We start from the raw sequence: 16,642 nt of genomic DNA, 5'->3' as shown, positions 1-16,642 counted from the left end.
ACCCCATGCCCATCACCAAAGGATCCCGCGCGCTGGTTGACGAAGCCACCGCCCAGATCACCACCTACACCGTGGCACAGATCAAGGAACGTCTGGCCGCAGGCGACGCACGCTTGCAGGTGGTCGACATCCGCGATCCGCGCGAGCTGGAGCGCGAAGGCACGGTGCCCGGCGCGCTCCTGGCACCGCGCGGCATGCTCGAATTCTGGGTAGACCCGGATTCGCCCTATTTCAAACCCGTGTTTGGCGACGAGAGCAAAGAGTTCGTGCTGTTCTGCGGCGCTGGCTGGCGCAGCGCCTTGGCCGTGAAAGCCCTGCAAGACATGGGCATGACCAACGTGGCCCATTTTGACGGCGGTTTCGGCGCTTGGCTGAAAGAAGGCGCTCCTACCGAAACCCTCGAAGCCCACAAGGCGCGTCACAAGGCTCGCCCGTCTTCATGAGCCAGCCTTGCCCCTGCGGGCGTTTGAATCCACGCGGTCAGAGGGTTTCACTGGATGCCTGTTGCGCCCGTTACCTGGACGGCGGAGTGCCTGCCCCCGATGCCGAAAGCCTGATGCGCTCGCGCTACAGCGCTTTCGTTCTGGAGCGACGGGACCACCTGCTGGTCACCTGGCATGCGAACACCCGCCCAACCGATTTGGTTTTCGAGCCCGGCGTGAAATGGCTGGGTCTGGAGGTCAAGGTTCACCGCGTGATCGATGCAGACCATGCTGAAGTGGCCTTTGTGGCGCGCTCGCGGGTCGGTGGGCGCGGGCAGCGGCTGGAAGAGCGCAGCCGCTTCGTGCGCGAAGGCGGTCGCTGGTTGTATGTGGATGGAGAGCTGTCTTGAGTATGTTGTCGTTTGATGCCGTGTTGTTCGATTGCGATGGTGTGCTGGTTGACAGCGAGCCCATCACCAATGGCGTGCTGCGCCAGATGCTGAATGAGGCCGGTTGGGCCGTGAGTCAGGCCGATTGCGAAAGCATTTTTATTGGAAAGGCCGTGCGCGACGAGCGTGCGCGCATCGAGCTTGAGACGGGCCAGCCGCTGACCGAGGACTGGATGCGCGCCTTTTACGCACGGCGCGATGAGCGCCTGCGTGCCGAGCTGCAAACCGTGAGCGGCGCGCTGGACACCGTTGTCGCAGCCCACAGCCACACCGCCGGCCGCATTGCCTGCGCCTCGGGCGCCGACCGGCCCAAGGTCGTGATGCAGATCGGCATGGCTGGCATGGCGCCATATTTTGAGGATCGCATTTTCAGTGGCCACGACCTGCCGCGCTCCAAGCCGCACCCGGACGTGTACCTCGCCGCCGCTGCGCACATGGGCGCCGATCCGGCACGCTGCCTGGTGATCGAAGACACGGCCACTGGCGCGCTGGCCGGCATCGCAGCGGGCGCCACCGTGTGGGGCTATTGCCAGCACGGCCATGGCCGCGCGTTTGAAGGCTTGGCCGTGGCGCGCGTGTTTCAGCACATGGATCAAATGGCACACGAACTGAACGCACTGAACAAGGTGACCTGATGCAAGCAATGACGATGAAAACGATGCAACGCAAGGCCAAGCTGGCGCTGGTTTCAGTGGTGGCGATCTGGGGGCTCAGCGCCTGCGGCACGGTGTCCACACCGGCCGTGCAAGCCAAACTCACCGGCAAGTCCATCACCGTGGTGAGCGTGGTGGGCGAAACGGTTGAGCTGTCCTGGCGCGGCACCACCGTGTTCAACAACGAAAAGGGCGAAGCCCGCGTGCCCGACTGGGGTCTGCGAACCCGCGTCGAAGACCGTGCTGTGGCCATGCTCGAAGCTTCCAGGCGGTTTTCCACCGTGCAGCGGGCCCAGATTTCCGCCACGCGGCGCGAAGAAGCCTTGAAACAGATCGAAGACCTGAAGACTGGCTCGAGTCATATCTTGCTGTTCACGCCCAACGAATCGGGCGACAGCATTTTTGAAACCTCACAGGGCTTTTACGGTTTGGGTGTGGCGCAGCGCAGCATCATGGGCGTGGCGTCCAAATCTGCTGTTCACGCCTCGCTGAAAGCCGACCTCATCGAGCTCGGCACCTTTCAGCGCACGCTGGCGCAAAGCGTGAGCGCCAATGCCCAGCGCGTGCCTGCGCCAGCCTTGCTGGGCGGCCCCAGGCTCAACCCCGAGTACACCGGCCCGGCGCGCGATGCCCTGCGTGTTCAGGTGGATGCGGTGGTCACCAGCTTGCTGACGCAAATGGGCCTGGATCAGCCTGTGGGTGGAATGGCGACGAAGGGGGGTGAGGTCTCGCCAGCGCAAAGAGCTTTGGAAGCGCCAGCGCCGCAAGTTGTTGCTCCGCGGGCGGCGACGGGGGCTCAGCCCTCGCCGGTGCGACCTCAGATCGATGTCGGGCCTGGGGTTCCACTGGATGCGCCTGCAAAATAGCGTTTGGCCATGTGTGGGAAAACGCCAGGCAATGCTGAGGCCTTCTGTTTTTGCTTATCTGGCCTGATCGGCCTGGATGTGGTGCGCTTTCGCCAGGCTGAAGTGGCGGTCTGAGCGTAGCGTGTCTGCATCTGGCTTGGCCGCCACGGCCTCCAGCATGCGGATATAGCCAGACTCAAGCGCATGCTCTTTTGCGCCACTCAATACAAGCGCTTTGTACCAGTCGTAGGGCACCGCACCGGCATCAATCTCAAGCGCGTAATAGAGCCAGATATCGAGCGAGCGGCCACCGATTTGAACGGTGGCCTCCCTCTCGGCATAGCCGACACCCAGGGTCTCTGCGGTGTCAAGGTGTGGCTTCTCGGACACCGCAACCTCGTACACCACACCGAGCACCCGACTCCCAGTCCCGTCGACTGGAACCACATCGCACTTCCCTGATCCGTCGGCGGCGGCCATGTGCCATCTCAATTCGTGCCGGTCTAGCATGGCCGGGCCGACCACCCGCGCAGAGGGCGTGCGTTCTATCAACCGGGCCGAAAGCAGGTTTGATCCGTAGGCGAAGTAATGGAAAGTGGGGGGCATGGCGTTCGATATGGGCAGGTGTTTGGTATTCGGTGGCGCGTGTCAGCGCGTTCCGTTTGAAGAAAAAGTTTCTTGGCTGGCGCTCCTTTTTGGGGTTTCCTTTTGTCGCACATTTTCCGTCTGAGGTAGTCATAACAAAACCAGGGCAAGTCGATGCTGCAGGCCAGCAACAGCCCGCATTTGTTCCTGAGTTCGGAGGTGGGATGCGTGTCGAAACGCTGGCGCTCCTTAACCGAGGCTCACCCCTGATCCCGCCACTCCCCTGGCGTTTTCCCTGTCCAGCCTTTGAAGGCTCGAATAAAGCTCTTCTCGTTCTGGAAGCCAGTCGCTTCGGCCACTTGTTTCACGGGCCGGCGGGTGCGCTGCAGCAAGGCCATGGCGCGGTCGCGGCGCACTTCGTCTTTGATGGATTGCAGTGAGGCGCCTTCTTCTTTGAGCTGGCGGTGCAGTGTGCGCGGCGAGAGATTGAGCCAATGGGCGAGGTCGGAGGCGTTGCGGGCCTCGGTGGGCTGGGTGGCCAGCGTTTGGCGCACGCGTTGTACCAGCAGCCGGTCGCGGCGGTAGGCGTGCACGGTCAGCGGCAAAGCGTGTTGCAGCATCTGGTTCATGGCGGCTTCGTCGCGCCGGATGGGCAGGGCCAGGTAGCGGGCGTCGAACTGGATCGCGGCGTGAAGCGCGTCGAACGTGCAAGGGCCATCGAACAGCACTGGGTAGGAGCTCACATGCTTGGGCGGCGTGAACGGAAACATCGCGCCTTGCAGGGGAATGCGCGAATCCACCAACCAGCAGGCGAAACCCAATATGTTTCGCAGTACCGACACCACGCAAAACTCATTGGGCGTTGCGGCGTTCGCTGCGGGGCGCAGCTCGATGCTGGCGAGGTCGCTGGCCTCTTCCACCTGAACGCTGAGTGCGATGTCGCGGGTCAGCAGTCCGTGGTGGCGGCACCAGCGTTTGAGCGCCAGGCCCAGCGTGGGCGCTGAAAGCGAGGCGCGGGCCAGCATGCCGTAGCTGCCCCAGGGCAGGGCACGGCCGAAGCAGCCCAGTGCTTCGTCGTCAAGCTCGCGCATGGCCGCGTCGGAGATGGCCTCCATTTGCGCGGCGGTGATGCGGGCGTTGGGGTTGTCAACTTGATCTGGCGCAATTTGTGCCAACTTCAAAGCGCCAGCCGGATTCAGGCCGCGCGCGGTATAGGCCTGGACCATTGCAGCCACAAATGACATTGGTGTCAGTGTCTGGGTGGAATTTTTGGAGGGTATGGTGCGCGCGATGGGCATCCGGGAAGTGTGCAGATTTGTGGCGCAATTTGCAACCTATCTGGCCGCCCAGGATCCCAAACGGCTCCTATGCTTGTCGGGTTGCAGCCGGTCATGGTTTCATGCAGGCTGTTGTGATGCACTGCCAGAAGAGGAGACCCGCTGTGACCGAAGCTACCCGTTCCACCGCCGCCATCCACGCCGCGCCGCTCACGCAGAGCATGGCCCGGGGCGCCACCGATGTGCCGCTGATCGAGTTGACCATTGGCGCCTGTTTCGACGCTGTGGTGAAGCGTCAGCCCGACCATGAAGCGCTGGTGAGCGTGCATCAGGGGCAGCGGCTGACCTACAGCGCCCTGCAGACCGAGGCCCGCCGGCTGGCCAGCGCCTTGCTTGGCCTGGGTCTGGTACCCGGCGACCGCGTGGCGATCTGGTCGCACAACAACACCGAGTGGGTGCTGATGCAACTGGCCACGGCCGAGGTGGGCCTGGTGCTGGTGAACATCAACCCGGCCTACCGTACCAGCGAGGTGGAGTACGCACTCAACAAAGTGGGTTGCAAGCTGCTGGTGACCATGCCACGCTTCAAGACCAGCGATTACCTGGGCATGTTGCGCGAGCTGGCGCCCGAGTGGGGGCATGGCGAGCCAGGCCAGCTGGAATCGCAGCAGTTGCCGAACCTGCACACGGTGGTCTGGATCGACGTGGCAGGACAGGGCGCCGACGAACCTGGGCTGATGCGCTTCTCCAGCCTGATTGGGCGTGGCGATGCCAGCGATCCGCGTGTGGCCGAAGCAGCGGCCCAGTTGAAGCCCTCCGACCCGATCAACATCCAGTTCACCAGCGGCACCACCGGTTTCCCCAAGGGCGCCACGCTGACCCACCGCAACATCCTGAACAACGGCTTCTTCAACGGTGAGTGCATGAAGCTCACGCCGGCCGACCGGCTGTGCATTCCGGTGCCGCTGTACCACTGCTTCGGCATGGTGCTGGGCAATCTGGCCTGCCTCACGCACGGCGCCACCATCGTCTACCCCAACGACGCGTTCGACCCGCTCACCGTCTTGCAGGCGGTACAAGACGAGAAGTGCACCGGTTTGCACGGCGTGCCCACCATGTTCATCGCCGAGCTGGACCATCCGCGCTTCAAGGAATTCGATCTGTCCACGCTGCGCACCGGCATCATGGCCGGCTCACCCTGCCCCACGGCGGTGATGCAGCGCGTGGTGGACGACATGCATTTGTCTCAGATCACCATCGCCTACGGCATGACCGAAACCAGCCCGGTGAGCTGCCAGAGCAGCACCGATACACCGCTGGACAAGCGCGTGGCCACTGTGGGCCAGGTGCAGCCGCATCTGGAGGTGAAGATCATTGATGCCGGGACCGGCGATGTGGTGGCGCCTGGTGTGTCGGGCGAGCTGTGCACGCGCGGTTATTCGGTGATGCACGGTTATTGGGACGACCCCGCCAAGACGGCTGAGGCCATCGACGCGGAGGGCTGGATGCACACCGGCGACCTCGCCACCATGGATGCCGAGGGCTACGTCAACATCGTGGGCCGCATCAAGGACATGGTGATCCGCGGCGGCGAAAACATCTACCCGCGCGAAATCGAAGAATTCCTCTACCGCCACCCGGCCGTGCAGGATGTGCAGGTGGTGGGCGTGCCCGACACCCGGTACGGCGAGGAGCTGTGCGCCTGGGTGGTGGTCAAGCCCGGTCAGACACTGAGCGACGAGGTGCTGCGCGAGTTCTGCAAAGGCAAGATCGCCCACTACAAGATCCCGCGTTACATTCGTTTCGTGGCCGATTTCCCGATGACCGTGACCGGCAAGATTCAGAAGTTCATGATTCGCGATGCGATGAAAGAACAGCTGGGCCTCACCGAAGACCGAACCGCGTAGTTGATGAACGCACCCTGCGTCGCTTCGCACCTTCCCCCAAAAGGGGGCCATGCTGGTGGCCCGGCAAAGCCGGCGCCAAGGTGTGTGCTGAGTGCCGTTGCTTCTGGCCTGTTGATGACACCTGTGAGCCGCTGAACCCTGGAAAATTCAAATGACCATTCTCGAAACCCAACTCAACGCCCGCTCCGCCGATTTCCAGGCCAACGCCGCCGCCATGCGCGCGGTGGTGGACGATCTCAAGAAACAGATTGAAAAGGCCACGCTCGGTGGTGGCGAGGCCGCCCGGGCCAAACACACCGGGCGGGGCAAGCTGCTGCCGCGGGATCGTGTGCAGATGCTGCTCGACCCGGGCACGCCGTTTCTGGAGCTGAGCCCGCTGGCAGCGTTGGGCATGTACCCCGACCGAGATGGTTCCGACAGCGCGCCTTGCGCCGGCGTGATCGTGGGCGTGGGCCGGGTGAGCGGGGTGGATTGCATGATCGTGTGCAACGACGCGACGGTGAAGGGTGGCACCTACTACCCGCTCACCGTCAAGAAACACCTGCGTGCGCAAGAAGTGGCGCAACAAAACAACCTGCCGTGCATCTACCTGGTGGACTCGGGCGGCGCCAACCTGCCGAACCAGGACGAGGTGTTCCCTGATCGCGACCACTTTGGCCGTATCTTCTTCAACCAGGCCAACATGAGTGCACAGGGCATCGCCCAGATTGCCGTGGTCATGGGCTCGTGCACCGCGGGCGGCGCGTACGTGCCGGCCATGAGCGATGAGACCATCATCGTGAAGAACCAGGGCACGATTTTTCTGGGCGGCCCGCCGCTGGTGAAAGCCGCCACGGGCGAAGTGGTCACGGCCGAAGACCTCGGCGGCGGCGATGTGCATACGCGACTTTCGGGCGTGGCCGATCATCTGGCGCAAAACGATTTGCATGCGATTGCCCTGGCGCGCCAGGCGGTGAAGAACCTCAACGCCCGCAAGGTGCTGCCGATTGCCACGATCGACCCGGTGGCGCCCAAGTACCCCGCCGAAGAGCTGTATGGCGTGATCCCGACCGACACCCGCAAGCCGTTTGACGTGCGCGAAATCATCGCCCGCATCGTCGACGGCTCCGAATTCGACGAATTCAAGTCCCGCTTCGGCACGACACTGATTTGCGGCTTTGCGCGCATCGAAGGCATGCCGGTGGGCATCATCGCCAACAACGGCATCTTGTTCAGCGAGTCGGCGCTCAAGGGCGCGCACTTCATCGAGCTGTGCTGCCAGCGCAAGATTCCCCTGGTGTTCCTGCAGAACATCACCGGCTTCATGGTGGGGCGCAAATACGAAAACGAAGGCATTGCGCGCAACGGCGCCAAGATGGTCACAGCCGTGGCCACCGCCGCCGTGCCCAAGTTCACGATCATCATCGGTGGCAGTTTTGGCGCCGGCAACTACGGCATGTGTGGCCGCGCCTACTCGCCGCGCTTCCTCTGGATGTGGCCCAACGCGCGCATCTCGGTCATGGGCGGCGAGCAGGCGGCCAGCGTGCTGGCCACGGTGAAGCGCGACGGCATCGAGGCCAAAGGCGGCAGCTGGAGCGCAGAGGAAGAGGCGGCGTTCAAGGCACCCATCAAGGAGCAGTACGAAGTGCAAGGCCACCCCTACTTCGCCACGGCACGCCTGTGGGACGACGGTGTGATCGATCCGGCCGATACGCGCCGCGTGCTGGCGCTGGGGCTTTCGGCCTCGCTGAACGCGCCAATCCCCGAGACCAGGTTCGGCCTGTTCCGCATGTGAATCCCAGCGAGGCACGACCATGGACGCACACGCCCACTTTGCGCAGCTCGCCCGTTACAACGTGTGGGCCACGGCGCGCTTGCTCGACGCCGTTGCCGCGCTGAGCGATGAAGAATACCGGCGCGATGTGGGCCTGTTTTTCAAGAGCATCCATGGCACCTTGAACCACCTCTTGGTGGGCGAACACGCGGTCTGGTTTCGGCGCTTTTCGCTTGGCGAGTCGCCGCAAAAGTCCGAGGGCGTGAGCTTGGACATGGAGATGGAGTCTGACCGGGCAAAGCTGGCCAAGGCTTTGCTGGACGGTGCCGCCAAATGGGCGCCGCTGATCGCCAGCTGGCCTGCCGAGCGTTTCGACAGCACGCTGGACTACAACACCATGAACGGCACTCCCGTGTCGCTGCCATTTGCCGCTACGCTGGCCCACGTGTTCAACCACGGCACCCACCACCGCGGCCAGCTCTCGGCCGCGTTGACCGCTCTGGGTCAGTCTGGCCCAGACCTGGATCTGGTGGTTTTGCTGCAGCAAACGGCTGCGGCCACAAAGAAGACCAACGCATGACCACAACAACCGCCCTCACCATCGCCGTCGACAGCCAGGTGGCGCGCATCACGCTCAACCGCCCCGATGTGCGCAACGCCTTCAACGACGAAGTGATCGCCGAGCTGAGCGACGCCTTCCTGTCGCTGGGACAGCGCGACGATGTGCGCGCCATCGTGCTGGCCGCCGAGGGCCCGGCCTTTTGCGCGGGCGCCGACCTCAACTGGATGCGCCGCATGGCCGACTACACGCGCGAAGAAAACCTCGCCGATGCGGCCAAGCTGGCCGAGGTGCTGCGGGTGATGTTTGAGTGCCCCAAGCCCACGGTGGCACGGGTGCAGGGTGATGTCTATGCCGGTGGCATGGGCCTGGTGGCCGTATGCGACATGGCGGTGAGCGTGGACAGCGCCAATTACTGTCTGAGCGAGGTGAAGCTGGGCCTGATCCCGGCGACCATCAGCCCCTATGTGATCCGCGCCATGGGCGCGCGGGCGGCGCACCGGTATTTCCTGACCGCCGAACGTTTCAACGCGGCCGAGGCGCACCGCATGGGTTTCGTGCACGAAGTGGTGGCCGCCGACGCACTGGACGCCAAAGTCGACGGGTTGCTCAAGGCGCTCACCAGCGCCAGCCCCAACGCAGTGCGGGCTTGCAAGCAGCTGGTGCACGACGTGGCCGAACACGAGATCTCGGCTTCCCTGATCGAGGCGACGGTGGCGGGCATTGCCGATATCCGCGCCAGCGAAGAGGGGCGGGAAGGCGTGCAGTCGTTTTTGCAGAAACGCAAACCCAACTGGTTGCTCGCGTAAAGCGTTCAAGTTTTGAACATGGAAACCCTTGACACCGGACTCTGGCAGCAGTTGGTCGCCTGGCTGCATGGCATGGGGATTCACCTCGGCTCAGGCGTGGTGAATGAGGTCGGCAGCCAGGTGGGCTCCGGTGTGGCCGATGTGGCGGCGAAACTGGACATGCCCAGCTTGCTGGCGCTGGCCGCCGCGCTGGGCTGGGCCAGTGGCTTCCGTCTGTATGCGGTGGTGTTCCTGGTCGGCGGTTCGGGCGCCATGGGCTGGTTGCCATTGCCCGAGGGCCTTCAGGTGTTGCAGCATCCGGGCATGTTGGCCGCCAGTGGTTTCATGTTGTTCATGGAGTTTTTTGCCGACAAGGTTCCTGGTCTGGATTCGCTGTGGGACATGCTCAACAGCGTGATCCGCATACCCGCTGGCGCCGCGCTGGCCGCGGGTGCGCTGGGCGCCGACGGCAGCACCATGGCCCTGGTGGGCGCCTTGCTCGGTGGCGGTCTGGCCGCCACCTCTCAAGCTGCGAAAACCACCACGCGCGCCGCCATCAACACCTCGCCCGAGCCCTTTTCCAACATTGGCATGAGCCTGCTGGAGGATGGCATGGTGGTCGGCGCCGTCTGGCTGGCCACCAACCACCCGGTGGCCTTCGGCATCTTGCTGGTGATCGCGGTGGTGTTGATGTGGATCGTCACCTGGATGTTGTTCAAGTTCTTGCGCGCGGTGTTCCGCCGCATGAGCGCTTTGTTTTCTTCTGCTCCTAAGGAAGCCTGATGTTTTCCAAAATTCTGATTGCCAACCGCGGTGAAATTGCTTGCCGTGTGGCCGCTACCGCCCGCCGCATGGGTGTGCGCACCGTGGCCGTGTATTCCGATGCCGATGCCAATGCCAAGCATGTGGCCGCATGTGACGAGTCGGTGCACATCGGCGGCAGCGCGCCCAAAGACAGCTACCTGCAATGGGAGCGCATCTTGCAGGCGGCCAAAGACACGGGCGCGCAAGCGGTGCATCCGGGCTACGGCTTTCTGAGCGAGAACGATGCCTTCGCCGACGCCTGTGCCAAGGCGGGTCTGGTGTTCATCGGCCCTCCGTCGTCGGCGATTTTGGCCATGGGCCTGAAGGCCGAGTCCAAGCAACTGATGGAAAAGGCCGGCGTGCCCCTGGTGCCCGGTTACCACGGTGCCGACCAAGACCCCGCCTTGCTGCAGCGCGAGGCCGACCGCATTGGCTACCCCGTGCTCATCAAGGCCAGCGCCGGTGGCGGCGGCAAGGGCATGCGCGCGGTGGACAAGGCCGAAGACTTTGCAGCGGCCCTGGCCAGCTGCCAGCGCGAAGCCCGCAACAGCTTCGGCAGCGATGCGGTGCTGGTTGAAAAATACGTGCAACGCCCGCGTCACATCGAGATTCAGGTGTTTGGTGACACCCTCGGCAATTGTGTGTATCTGTTTGAGCGTGACTGCTCGGTGCAGCGCCGCCACCAGAAGGTGCTGGAAGAAGCGCCAGCGCCCGGCATGACGGAAAAACTGCGCGCCGAAATGGGTGCGGCGGCGGTGGCTGCGGCCCAGGCGGTGAACTACGTGGGTGCGGGCACCGTGGAATTCATCGTGGAGCAGCCGGGCGGTTACGAAAAACCCGAAGACATGAAGTTCTTCTTCATGGAAATGAACACGCGTTTGCAGGTGGAGCATCCGGTCACCGAAGCCATCACGGGGCTCGATCTCGTGGAGTGGCAGTTGCGTGTGGCTTCGGGGGAAGCGCTGCCGCTCAAGCAGGAAGATTTGCGCATCCACGGCCATGCGATCGAGGCGCGCATCTGCGCCGAGACGCCCGACAACCAGTTCCTGCCCGCAACGGGGCGGCTTGATGTGTACCGCAAGCCCGCACACACCACGTTTGAGCGCGGCTCGGTTCGGGTGGACGATGGCGTGCGCGAAGGTGACGCCATCAGCCCGTTTTACGACTCCATGGTGGCCAAGCTCATCGTGCACGGTGATACCCGCGCCGAGGCGCTGGCGCGCATGGACGCGGCGCTGGCCGAAACGCGCATTGTTGGTTTGTCGACCAACGTGCAGTTCCTGCGCCATGTGGTGGGCAGCGCCTCGTTTGCCAGGGCCGAACTCGATACCGCATTGATCCCGCGCGAGGCCTCGGCGTTGTTTGATCAAGACCGGGTGGGCCGCCCGCTGGCCGTGGCGGCTGCGGTGGCGCAAACGCTGCTGGGTGAACGCGCTGGCGAGGGCGCCGACCCGTTCTCGCGCACCGATGGCTGGCGCCCCTATGGGCTCACGGTTCGGCGCTTTGATTTTGTATACCGGGGCGAAGCCTTGCAAGCTGCGTTGACGTATTTGCATGACGGGGCATTGCATTTGGCTGTGGGCAATGACGCGCCGTCGCTGTTGGTGTTTTCGGCGTTGCCTGCCGACAGCGGCAGCTTGATGGATGTGCAATTCAACGGACAACGCCAGACGGTGCAGACCTGGCAGCGCAACGAACTGGTGCATGTCTTCTGTGACCTGGGTGCCACGGTCATTACCGAAATCGACGCCTTGGCCCATGCGGGCGAAGTCGCGGCCGAAGGCGGGCGGCTCACCGCACCCATGCCCGGCAAGGTGGTGTCGTTTGGCGTCAAGGCAGGCGACGTGGTCAAGAAGGGGCAGGCCCTGGCGGTGATGGAGGCCATGAAGATGGAGCACACCATCGCCGCGCCCGCCGACGGCACGGTCGCCGAGCTGCTGTACGCGCCTGGCGATCAGGTCGCCGAAGGGGCGGAGTTGCTGAAGTTGCAAACCGCTTGAAACCCCGGGGGATTGCCGGGCTCGGTAAGCTAGGCGCCATGAACATCACCTTTTGCTGCACCGATACCAAAGCCGCACCCTGGCTGGATGGCCTGCGCTCGGCTTTTCCCGAGGCTTCCGTGGACGTCTGGCAACCGGGGGCGCCCGTTGCCGACTACGCCGTGGTCTGGGCTCCGCCCCAACAGTTTCTTGATGAACAGCCCGGGCTCAAAGCCCTGTTCAACATTGGCGCCGGCGTCGATGCTTTGCTCAAACTGCGCTTGCCGCCGAGCACGCTGGTGGTGCGGCTGGACGATGCGGGCATGTCGGTGCAGATGGCCGAATACGTGTGCCACGCCGTGATCCGCCACTTTCGCGAGTTCGATGGCTACGAGGCCGATGTCAAACAAGGCAGGTGGTCTTTCCGCAAACCGCAGGTGCGGGCCGAATTTCCGGTGGGTGTGATGGGGCTGGGTGTGCTGGGCGAGCACGTGGCCAAGGCTTTGCAGGTGTTTGAGTTTCCGGTGCACGGCTGGAGCCGCAGCGCCAAAACCATCGAGGGTGTAACGACCCACCACGGCGCCGACGGCCTCAATGAATTTCTGGCCAGCAGCCGTGTCCTGGTGAACCTGTTGCCGCTGACGCCAGAGACCGAGGGCATTCTCAACCGGCAAACGTTGGGGCGGCTGATGCCCGGGGGCTACCTGATCAACGTGGCACGCGGTGCCCACTTGGTGGACGACGATTTGCTGGTGCTTTTGAACGATCGGCACATGGCGGGTGCCACGCTGGATGTGTTCCACACAGAACCGTTGCCGGAAGGCCATCCGTTTTGGCACCACCCGCGCGTGACGGTCACGCCGCACACGGCGGCCCGCACGCTGCGTGCCGAGAGCATTGCGCAGATTGTGGGCAAGATTCGCGCCTTTGAACAAGGCGAATTCGTCGGCGGCGCGGTTGACGCGCTGCGTGGCTATTGAAGGAACCTGTTGTGAAACTCCCCTCTCTTGTGAAGTTGGTCGATGTGGGCCCGCGCGATGGCCTGCAGAATGAAAAGCAGCCCGTGGCCGCTGCGGTCAAGATCGAACTGGTGCACCGCCTGCAGGCGGCAGGGCTGAAAGAGATTGAAGTCACGAGCTACGTGAGCCCAAAATGGGTGCCGCAGATGGCCGACAACCATGAGGTGATGAGCGGTATGCAGCGCCAGTCGGACGTGCGCTACTCGGTGCTCACGCCCAACCTCAAGGGTTTTGAATCGGCGCTGCTCGACAAGCCCGATGAAATCGTGGTGTTTGGTGCGGCCAGTGAGGCCTTCAGCCAGAAGAACATCAACTGCTCGATCGCCGAGAGCATCGAGCGTTTTGCGCCGGTGGTTGAAGCGGCGAAAGCGGCAGGCATTGCCGTGCGCGGCGCCATGAGCTGCACGGTGGGCTGCCCTTACGAAGGTGACATCGCACCCGAGCGTGTGGCCTATCTGGCCGGGCTCATGAAGGGCATTGGTGTGCAGCGGGTGGATGTGGCCGACACCATTGGCGTGGGCACGCCCAGGCGCGTGCAGGCTGCCATCGAGGCCACGCTGAAACACTATTCGCTGGACGACGTGTCGGGCCATTTCCACGACACCTATGGCCAGGCGCTGTCCAATACGCTGGCTGCGCTGGAGCTGGGCGTGTGGAACTTCCAGTCCTCAGTGGCCGGGCTGGGTGGTTGCCCCTATGCCAAGGGCGCGACCGGCAATGTGGCGACCGAAGACGTGGTGTACCTGTTGCACGGTTTGGGCATAGAGACCGGTATCGACCTCGACGCGCTGGTGGACGCGGGCAGCTACATCAGCGAGCAACTGGGCAGGCCTTCGGGCTCGCGTGTGGCGCGCGCCTTGCTGGCGAAGCGCGCCACTTCCTGAGCTGAAGCATCAGCGGTTCGTGGTGGTCCAGGTGTGGACCTGCGTGCTGTGGGCCTGGGTGATGCCTGGCGCTTTGCTTACGATGTAGCGGGCCTGGTCCACATCGCTGGGCTGCTGTGCCCAGCCTTGCAAGCTGGCCACGCCGTTGGTCACGCTCACCGTGAGGTCTTTGGCTTTGTCGCCCATGGCAGTTTGCAGGGCCTGCTGGGCGGCAACACCTTCGGTCGTGGCTGTTTGGGCGTGGGCGGCGCCAGCAAGACCGATGGCGAGAACGAGAATGGCGAGTGGGGATTTCATGGTGGTTCTCCTTGATGGTGACTGGCCGGGCTGGGCAAGATGCGAAGTGATCCGGTGCATTGACTGTAGACCGATAACCTAGGGTAAATACCTATGCTGCCGTAAAGCCCTTGTAACTGTTCGGTAAAGCTGGGGCACACTTCGGGTGGTGGGCTACCAGCAAGGTGTGGCGTGGCCGGGAAGGTCTGGCAAGGTCCACTGCCGCGCGCGCGACGGCTTGGCTGATCGAATTGAAAACAGGTGAAAAAATGGATGCACAGGTGTGGTGGGCTTTTTTTGCGGCCTCATGGATCATTTCCCTCTCCCCGGGGTCGGCAGCGGTGTTGTCGCTGGGCCATGGGTTGGCCTATGGCGTGCGCAAGACCAGCGTCACGATAGTGGGCATGGGCCTGGGCCTTTCGCTGGTGTTGCTGGTGGCCGGCGCAGGTGTGGGGGCCTTGCTGCTCGCGTCGAGCCTGGCGTTCACGATCGTCAAGGTGCTGGGTGCGGCTTACTTGATCTGGCTCGGATGGAAGCAATGGCGCTCGCCGGTGATGCTGGATGTCTTGACAGACGAGGCGACACAAGTGCCCTCAGTCAAATCAAAGCTGCCGGGCGCTCGCGAGCGTTTTGCGACCGGGTTTCTGACCAATGCCACCAACCCCAAAGGCATTGTTTTCATGGTGGCGGTATTGCCGCAGTTCATCGATCCGCACCGCCCGTTGTGGCTTCAGCTCGCGCTGTTGCTGGTCACATCGGTGGCGATCGAAATGGTGGTGATGCACGGCTACGCTTTCCTGGCGTCGCGGGCTCAGCGCTGGTTGTCCAGCGCGCGGGCGCGGCGCACCCAGAACCGTGTCTTTGGCGGCGTGTTGATGGCCATGGGGGGCGCTCTGTTGATGGTCAAGCGCGCAGCAGGCTGAAGCCTTTGTGGGTGGTTTCCCGCCCGGCTAACATTGAGCCATGTCAGACAGCACCATCCATACCTCGCTCGATCGCCCTGCTGGCTTGCAACGCGTGAGTGAAACATTGCTCGCACTGGGCCACGCCCACGCCCCCGTGATGCTCAACGATGCAGCCCGCACGGCGCAACAGGCGGCCGATGCCCTTGGCGTGTCGCTGGGGCAGATTGCCAAGAGCATCATTTTTCGACGCAAGAGCGACGATGTGGCGGTGCTGGTGGTGACGTCGGGCGATTTGCGTGTCGATGAAAAAAAGGTGCAGGCACTGGTGTGCACCGACGGCGGCAAGCTTGGGCGGGCCGATGCCGATTTTGTCAAAGCCAAGACCGGTTTTTCGATTGGCGGTGTTTCGCCGCTGGCCCACGCCTCGCCGCCCGTCACGCTGATCGATGAAGCCCTGTTTCGGTTTTCTGAAATCTGGGCAGCGGCAGGCCATCCCCATGGCGTTTTTCGCCTTACACCGGCCGAGTTGCAAGCCATGACGGGCGCGCCTGTGCACGCTGTGACGGTGTCTCCTCCTTCAGCCTGAATCCCTTATGGAACCCCTGATCAATTTGAACGACGCACAGGCGCAGCATGGCGAAGTCGGAGTGCCGTCGCCCTGTGTGTCCATCTGCGAGCTTGATGTGGCGCTCAGTCGCTGCAAGGGCTGCTTTCGGACTTTGCAGGAAATCGCCGCCTGGGGCACGCTGACCGATGATGAGAAGCGCGTGGTGTGGTCGAGAATTGAGGCTCGGCAGTTGAAGCCTGAAAACTGGGATGCCACATGAGTGAGAACACCGCCGCTCGCTTGCACGACATCCGGTTTTTCTACGACCCGATTTCACCCTATGCCTACCTGGCTTTTGAACGCTTGCCGGAGGCGTTGATGGGCCACTCGGTTCGCGTGCGTTACCAGCCGGTTTTGTTTGCCGCCTTGTTACAGGCGCATGGACAGTTGGGCCCGGCCGAGATTGCAGGCAAGCGCGACTGGACTTACCGCCAGGCCAGTTGGCTGGCCCACCACCATGGTGTTCCTCTGGAATTACCAGCGTCCCATCCCTTCAACCCGCTGCCTTTGTTGCGACTTGGGCTGGCTTGCACGGTGCCCGAAGCACCGGGCGAGACCAGTCGCTATGTTGCCGAGCAGTTGTTTCACCATGTGTGGCGCGGCGGCCAGGATGCGGCAGAGCCGGCGCGACTGGACGGGCTGAAAACACGGTTGATGGAGCACATGACCCTGCGGGGCCGGGAATGGCTGGCGCCCGACAGCGAAGAGGTCAAACAACGTTTGCGCAGCAACACCGAAACAGCCCTTGAGCTGGGGGTGTTCGGGGTGCCCGCCTTGCTGGTGGATGGCCGTCTGTTTTGGGGGCACGACGCGCTGCCCATGCTGCGCGCCTGCCTGGACGGTGACCGTTGGTTTCAAAGCGATGAATGGGCAGCAGCAGCGGCTTTGCCCAAAGGCATCTCGCGAAAGCGTTAGGCAGCCATCGTGCAA

19 protein-coding genes are annotated in these 16,642 nt (G+C 63.3%); 16 read left to right on the top strand and 3 right to left on the bottom strand.

Translation table 11 applies throughout. The annotated features are described in order from the left end of the window. Window positions 1-5 precede the first annotated feature (5 nt). Genes LPB072_RS20335 through LPB072_RS20320 form a run of 4 tightly spaced genes read left to right on the top strand, consistent with a single transcriptional unit; the run spans window position 6 to window position 2,390 of the window. Entirely contained in the window at window positions 6-443 is a 438-nt protein-coding gene (locus LPB072_RS20335) for a rhodanese-like domain-containing protein (RefSeq protein WP_066095647.1), read from the top strand. Beyond that, a complete protein-coding gene (locus LPB072_RS20330) occupies window positions 440-832 on the top strand; it encodes a YchJ family protein (protein ID WP_066095644.1) in 393 nt (130 codons plus the stop codon). The genes LPB072_RS20335 and LPB072_RS20330 overlap by 4 nt, the downstream gene beginning before the upstream one ends. Window positions 833-834: 2 nt before the next feature. Then, window positions 835-1,506, top strand: coding sequence for an HAD family hydrolase (locus LPB072_RS20325; RefSeq protein WP_066095642.1), 672 nt, complete (start codon window positions 835-837; stop codon window positions 1,504-1,506). Continuing rightward, the gene (locus tag LPB072_RS20320) at window positions 1,506-2,390 is read left to right on the top strand and encodes a hypothetical protein (RefSeq protein ID WP_066095639.1); all 885 of its coding nucleotides are present in this window, start codon (window positions 1,506-1,508) and stop codon (window positions 2,388-2,390) included. The genes LPB072_RS20325 and LPB072_RS20320 overlap by 1 nt, the downstream gene beginning before the upstream one ends. A 54-nt stretch (window positions 2,391-2,444) precedes the next feature. On the opposite strand, the gene LPB072_RS20315 is transcribed toward LPB072_RS20320, so the two are convergent. After that, window positions 2,445-2,975, bottom strand: a complete 531-nt coding sequence (locus LPB072_RS20315) for a gamma-glutamylcyclotransferase family protein (RefSeq protein ID WP_066095635.1) — start codon at window positions 2,973-2,975, stop codon at window positions 2,445-2,447. 239 nt (window positions 2,976-3,214) lie between these two features. Continuing rightward, on the bottom strand, window positions 3,215-4,198 hold the full coding sequence (locus tag LPB072_RS20310) for an AraC family transcriptional regulator (RefSeq protein ID WP_082877154.1): 984 nt from the start codon (window positions 4,196-4,198) through the stop codon (window positions 3,215-3,217). A gap of 254 nt (window positions 4,199-4,452) precedes the next feature. On the opposite strand from LPB072_RS20310, the gene LPB072_RS20305 reads away from it, so the two are divergent. The 8 genes from LPB072_RS20305 to LPB072_RS20270 all read left to right on the top strand — a co-directional run bounded on the left by LPB072_RS20305 (window position 4,453) and on the right by LPB072_RS20270 (window position 13,924). Further along, window positions 4,453-6,138, top strand: coding sequence for an AMP-binding protein (locus LPB072_RS20305; protein WP_066095862.1), 1,686 nt, complete (start codon window positions 4,453-4,455; stop codon window positions 6,136-6,138). 151 nt (window positions 6,139-6,289) lie between these two features. Then, a complete protein-coding gene (locus tag LPB072_RS20300; RefSeq protein ID WP_066095629.1) occupies window positions 6,290-7,912 on the top strand; it encodes a carboxyl transferase domain-containing protein in 1,623 nt (540 codons plus the stop codon). A 19-nt stretch (window positions 7,913-7,931) separates the two neighbouring features. Then, complete coding sequence (locus LPB072_RS20295; protein WP_066095625.1) at window positions 7,932-8,471, top strand: DinB family protein; 540 nt, start codon at window positions 7,932-7,934, stop codon at window positions 8,469-8,471. Further along, window positions 8,468-9,259 carry an enoyl-CoA hydratase/isomerase family protein gene (locus LPB072_RS20290; RefSeq protein ID WP_066095622.1) on the top strand — a complete coding sequence of 264 codons (792 nt, stop codon included), beginning with the start codon at window positions 8,468-8,470 and terminating at the stop codon, window positions 9,257-9,259. The genes LPB072_RS20295 and LPB072_RS20290 overlap by 4 nt, the downstream gene beginning before the upstream one ends. Window positions 9,260-9,277: 18 nt before the next feature. After that, on the top strand, window positions 9,278-10,021 hold the full coding sequence (locus LPB072_RS20285) for a DUF4126 domain-containing protein (RefSeq protein WP_066095619.1): 744 nt from the start codon (window positions 9,278-9,280) through the stop codon (window positions 10,019-10,021). After that, window positions 10,021-12,042 carry an acetyl/propionyl/methylcrotonyl-CoA carboxylase subunit alpha gene (locus tag LPB072_RS20280; protein ID WP_066095615.1) on the top strand — a complete coding sequence of 674 codons (2,022 nt, stop codon included), beginning with the start codon at window positions 10,021-10,023 and terminating at the stop codon, window positions 12,040-12,042. Before LPB072_RS20285 ends, LPB072_RS20280 begins: the two co-directional genes overlap by 1 nt. Window positions 12,043-12,080: 38 nt before the next feature. Next, the gene (locus tag LPB072_RS20275) at window positions 12,081-13,001 is read left to right on the top strand and encodes a 2-hydroxyacid dehydrogenase (protein ID WP_066095612.1); all 921 of its coding nucleotides are present in this window, start codon (window positions 12,081-12,083) and stop codon (window positions 12,999-13,001) included. Window positions 13,002-13,012: 11 nt separating this feature from the next. Then, entirely contained in the window at window positions 13,013-13,924 is a 912-nt protein-coding gene (locus tag LPB072_RS20270; RefSeq protein ID WP_066095858.1) for a hydroxymethylglutaryl-CoA lyase, read from the top strand. A gap of 9 nt (window positions 13,925-13,933) precedes the next feature. Here LPB072_RS20270 and LPB072_RS20265 read toward each other — a convergent pair whose 3' ends face one another. Continuing rightward, entirely contained in the window at window positions 13,934-14,221 is a 288-nt protein-coding gene (locus tag LPB072_RS20265) for a BON domain-containing protein (RefSeq protein WP_066095609.1), read from the bottom strand. 248 nt (window positions 14,222-14,469) lie between these two features. On the opposite strand from LPB072_RS20265, the gene LPB072_RS20260 reads away from it, so the two are divergent. From LPB072_RS20260 to LPB072_RS20245, 4 genes are read left to right on the top strand one after another with little or no spacing between them, the layout of a single operon-like run. Then, complete coding sequence (locus tag LPB072_RS20260) at window positions 14,470-15,123, top strand: LysE family transporter (RefSeq protein ID WP_066095606.1); 654 nt, start codon at window positions 14,470-14,472, stop codon at window positions 15,121-15,123. Window positions 15,124-15,163: 40 nt separating this feature from the next. Continuing rightward, on the top strand, window positions 15,164-15,691 hold the full coding sequence (locus tag LPB072_RS20255) for a YbaK/EbsC family protein (RefSeq protein ID WP_066095604.1): 528 nt from the start codon (window positions 15,164-15,166) through the stop codon (window positions 15,689-15,691). Between the two features lie 7 nt (window positions 15,692-15,698). Further along, window positions 15,699-15,932, top strand: coding sequence for a DUF1289 domain-containing protein (locus LPB072_RS20250; RefSeq protein ID WP_066095601.1), 234 nt, complete (start codon window positions 15,699-15,701; stop codon window positions 15,930-15,932). Next, window positions 15,929-16,627, top strand: a complete 699-nt coding sequence (locus LPB072_RS20245) for a 2-hydroxychromene-2-carboxylate isomerase (RefSeq protein ID WP_066095597.1) — start codon at window positions 15,929-15,931, stop codon at window positions 16,625-16,627. The genes LPB072_RS20250 and LPB072_RS20245 overlap by 4 nt, the downstream gene beginning before the upstream one ends. Window positions 16,628-16,642 lie beyond the last annotated feature (15 nt).

Origin of the sequence: Hydrogenophaga crassostreae (assembly GCF_001761385.1) — a bacterium.
Classification (GTDB): domain Bacteria; phylum Pseudomonadota; class Gammaproteobacteria; order Burkholderiales; family Burkholderiaceae_C; genus Hydrogenophaga; species Hydrogenophaga crassostreae.
Note: the sequence above shows the minus strand (reverse complement) of the source record. Positions and strands in the feature narration are given on the sequence as shown.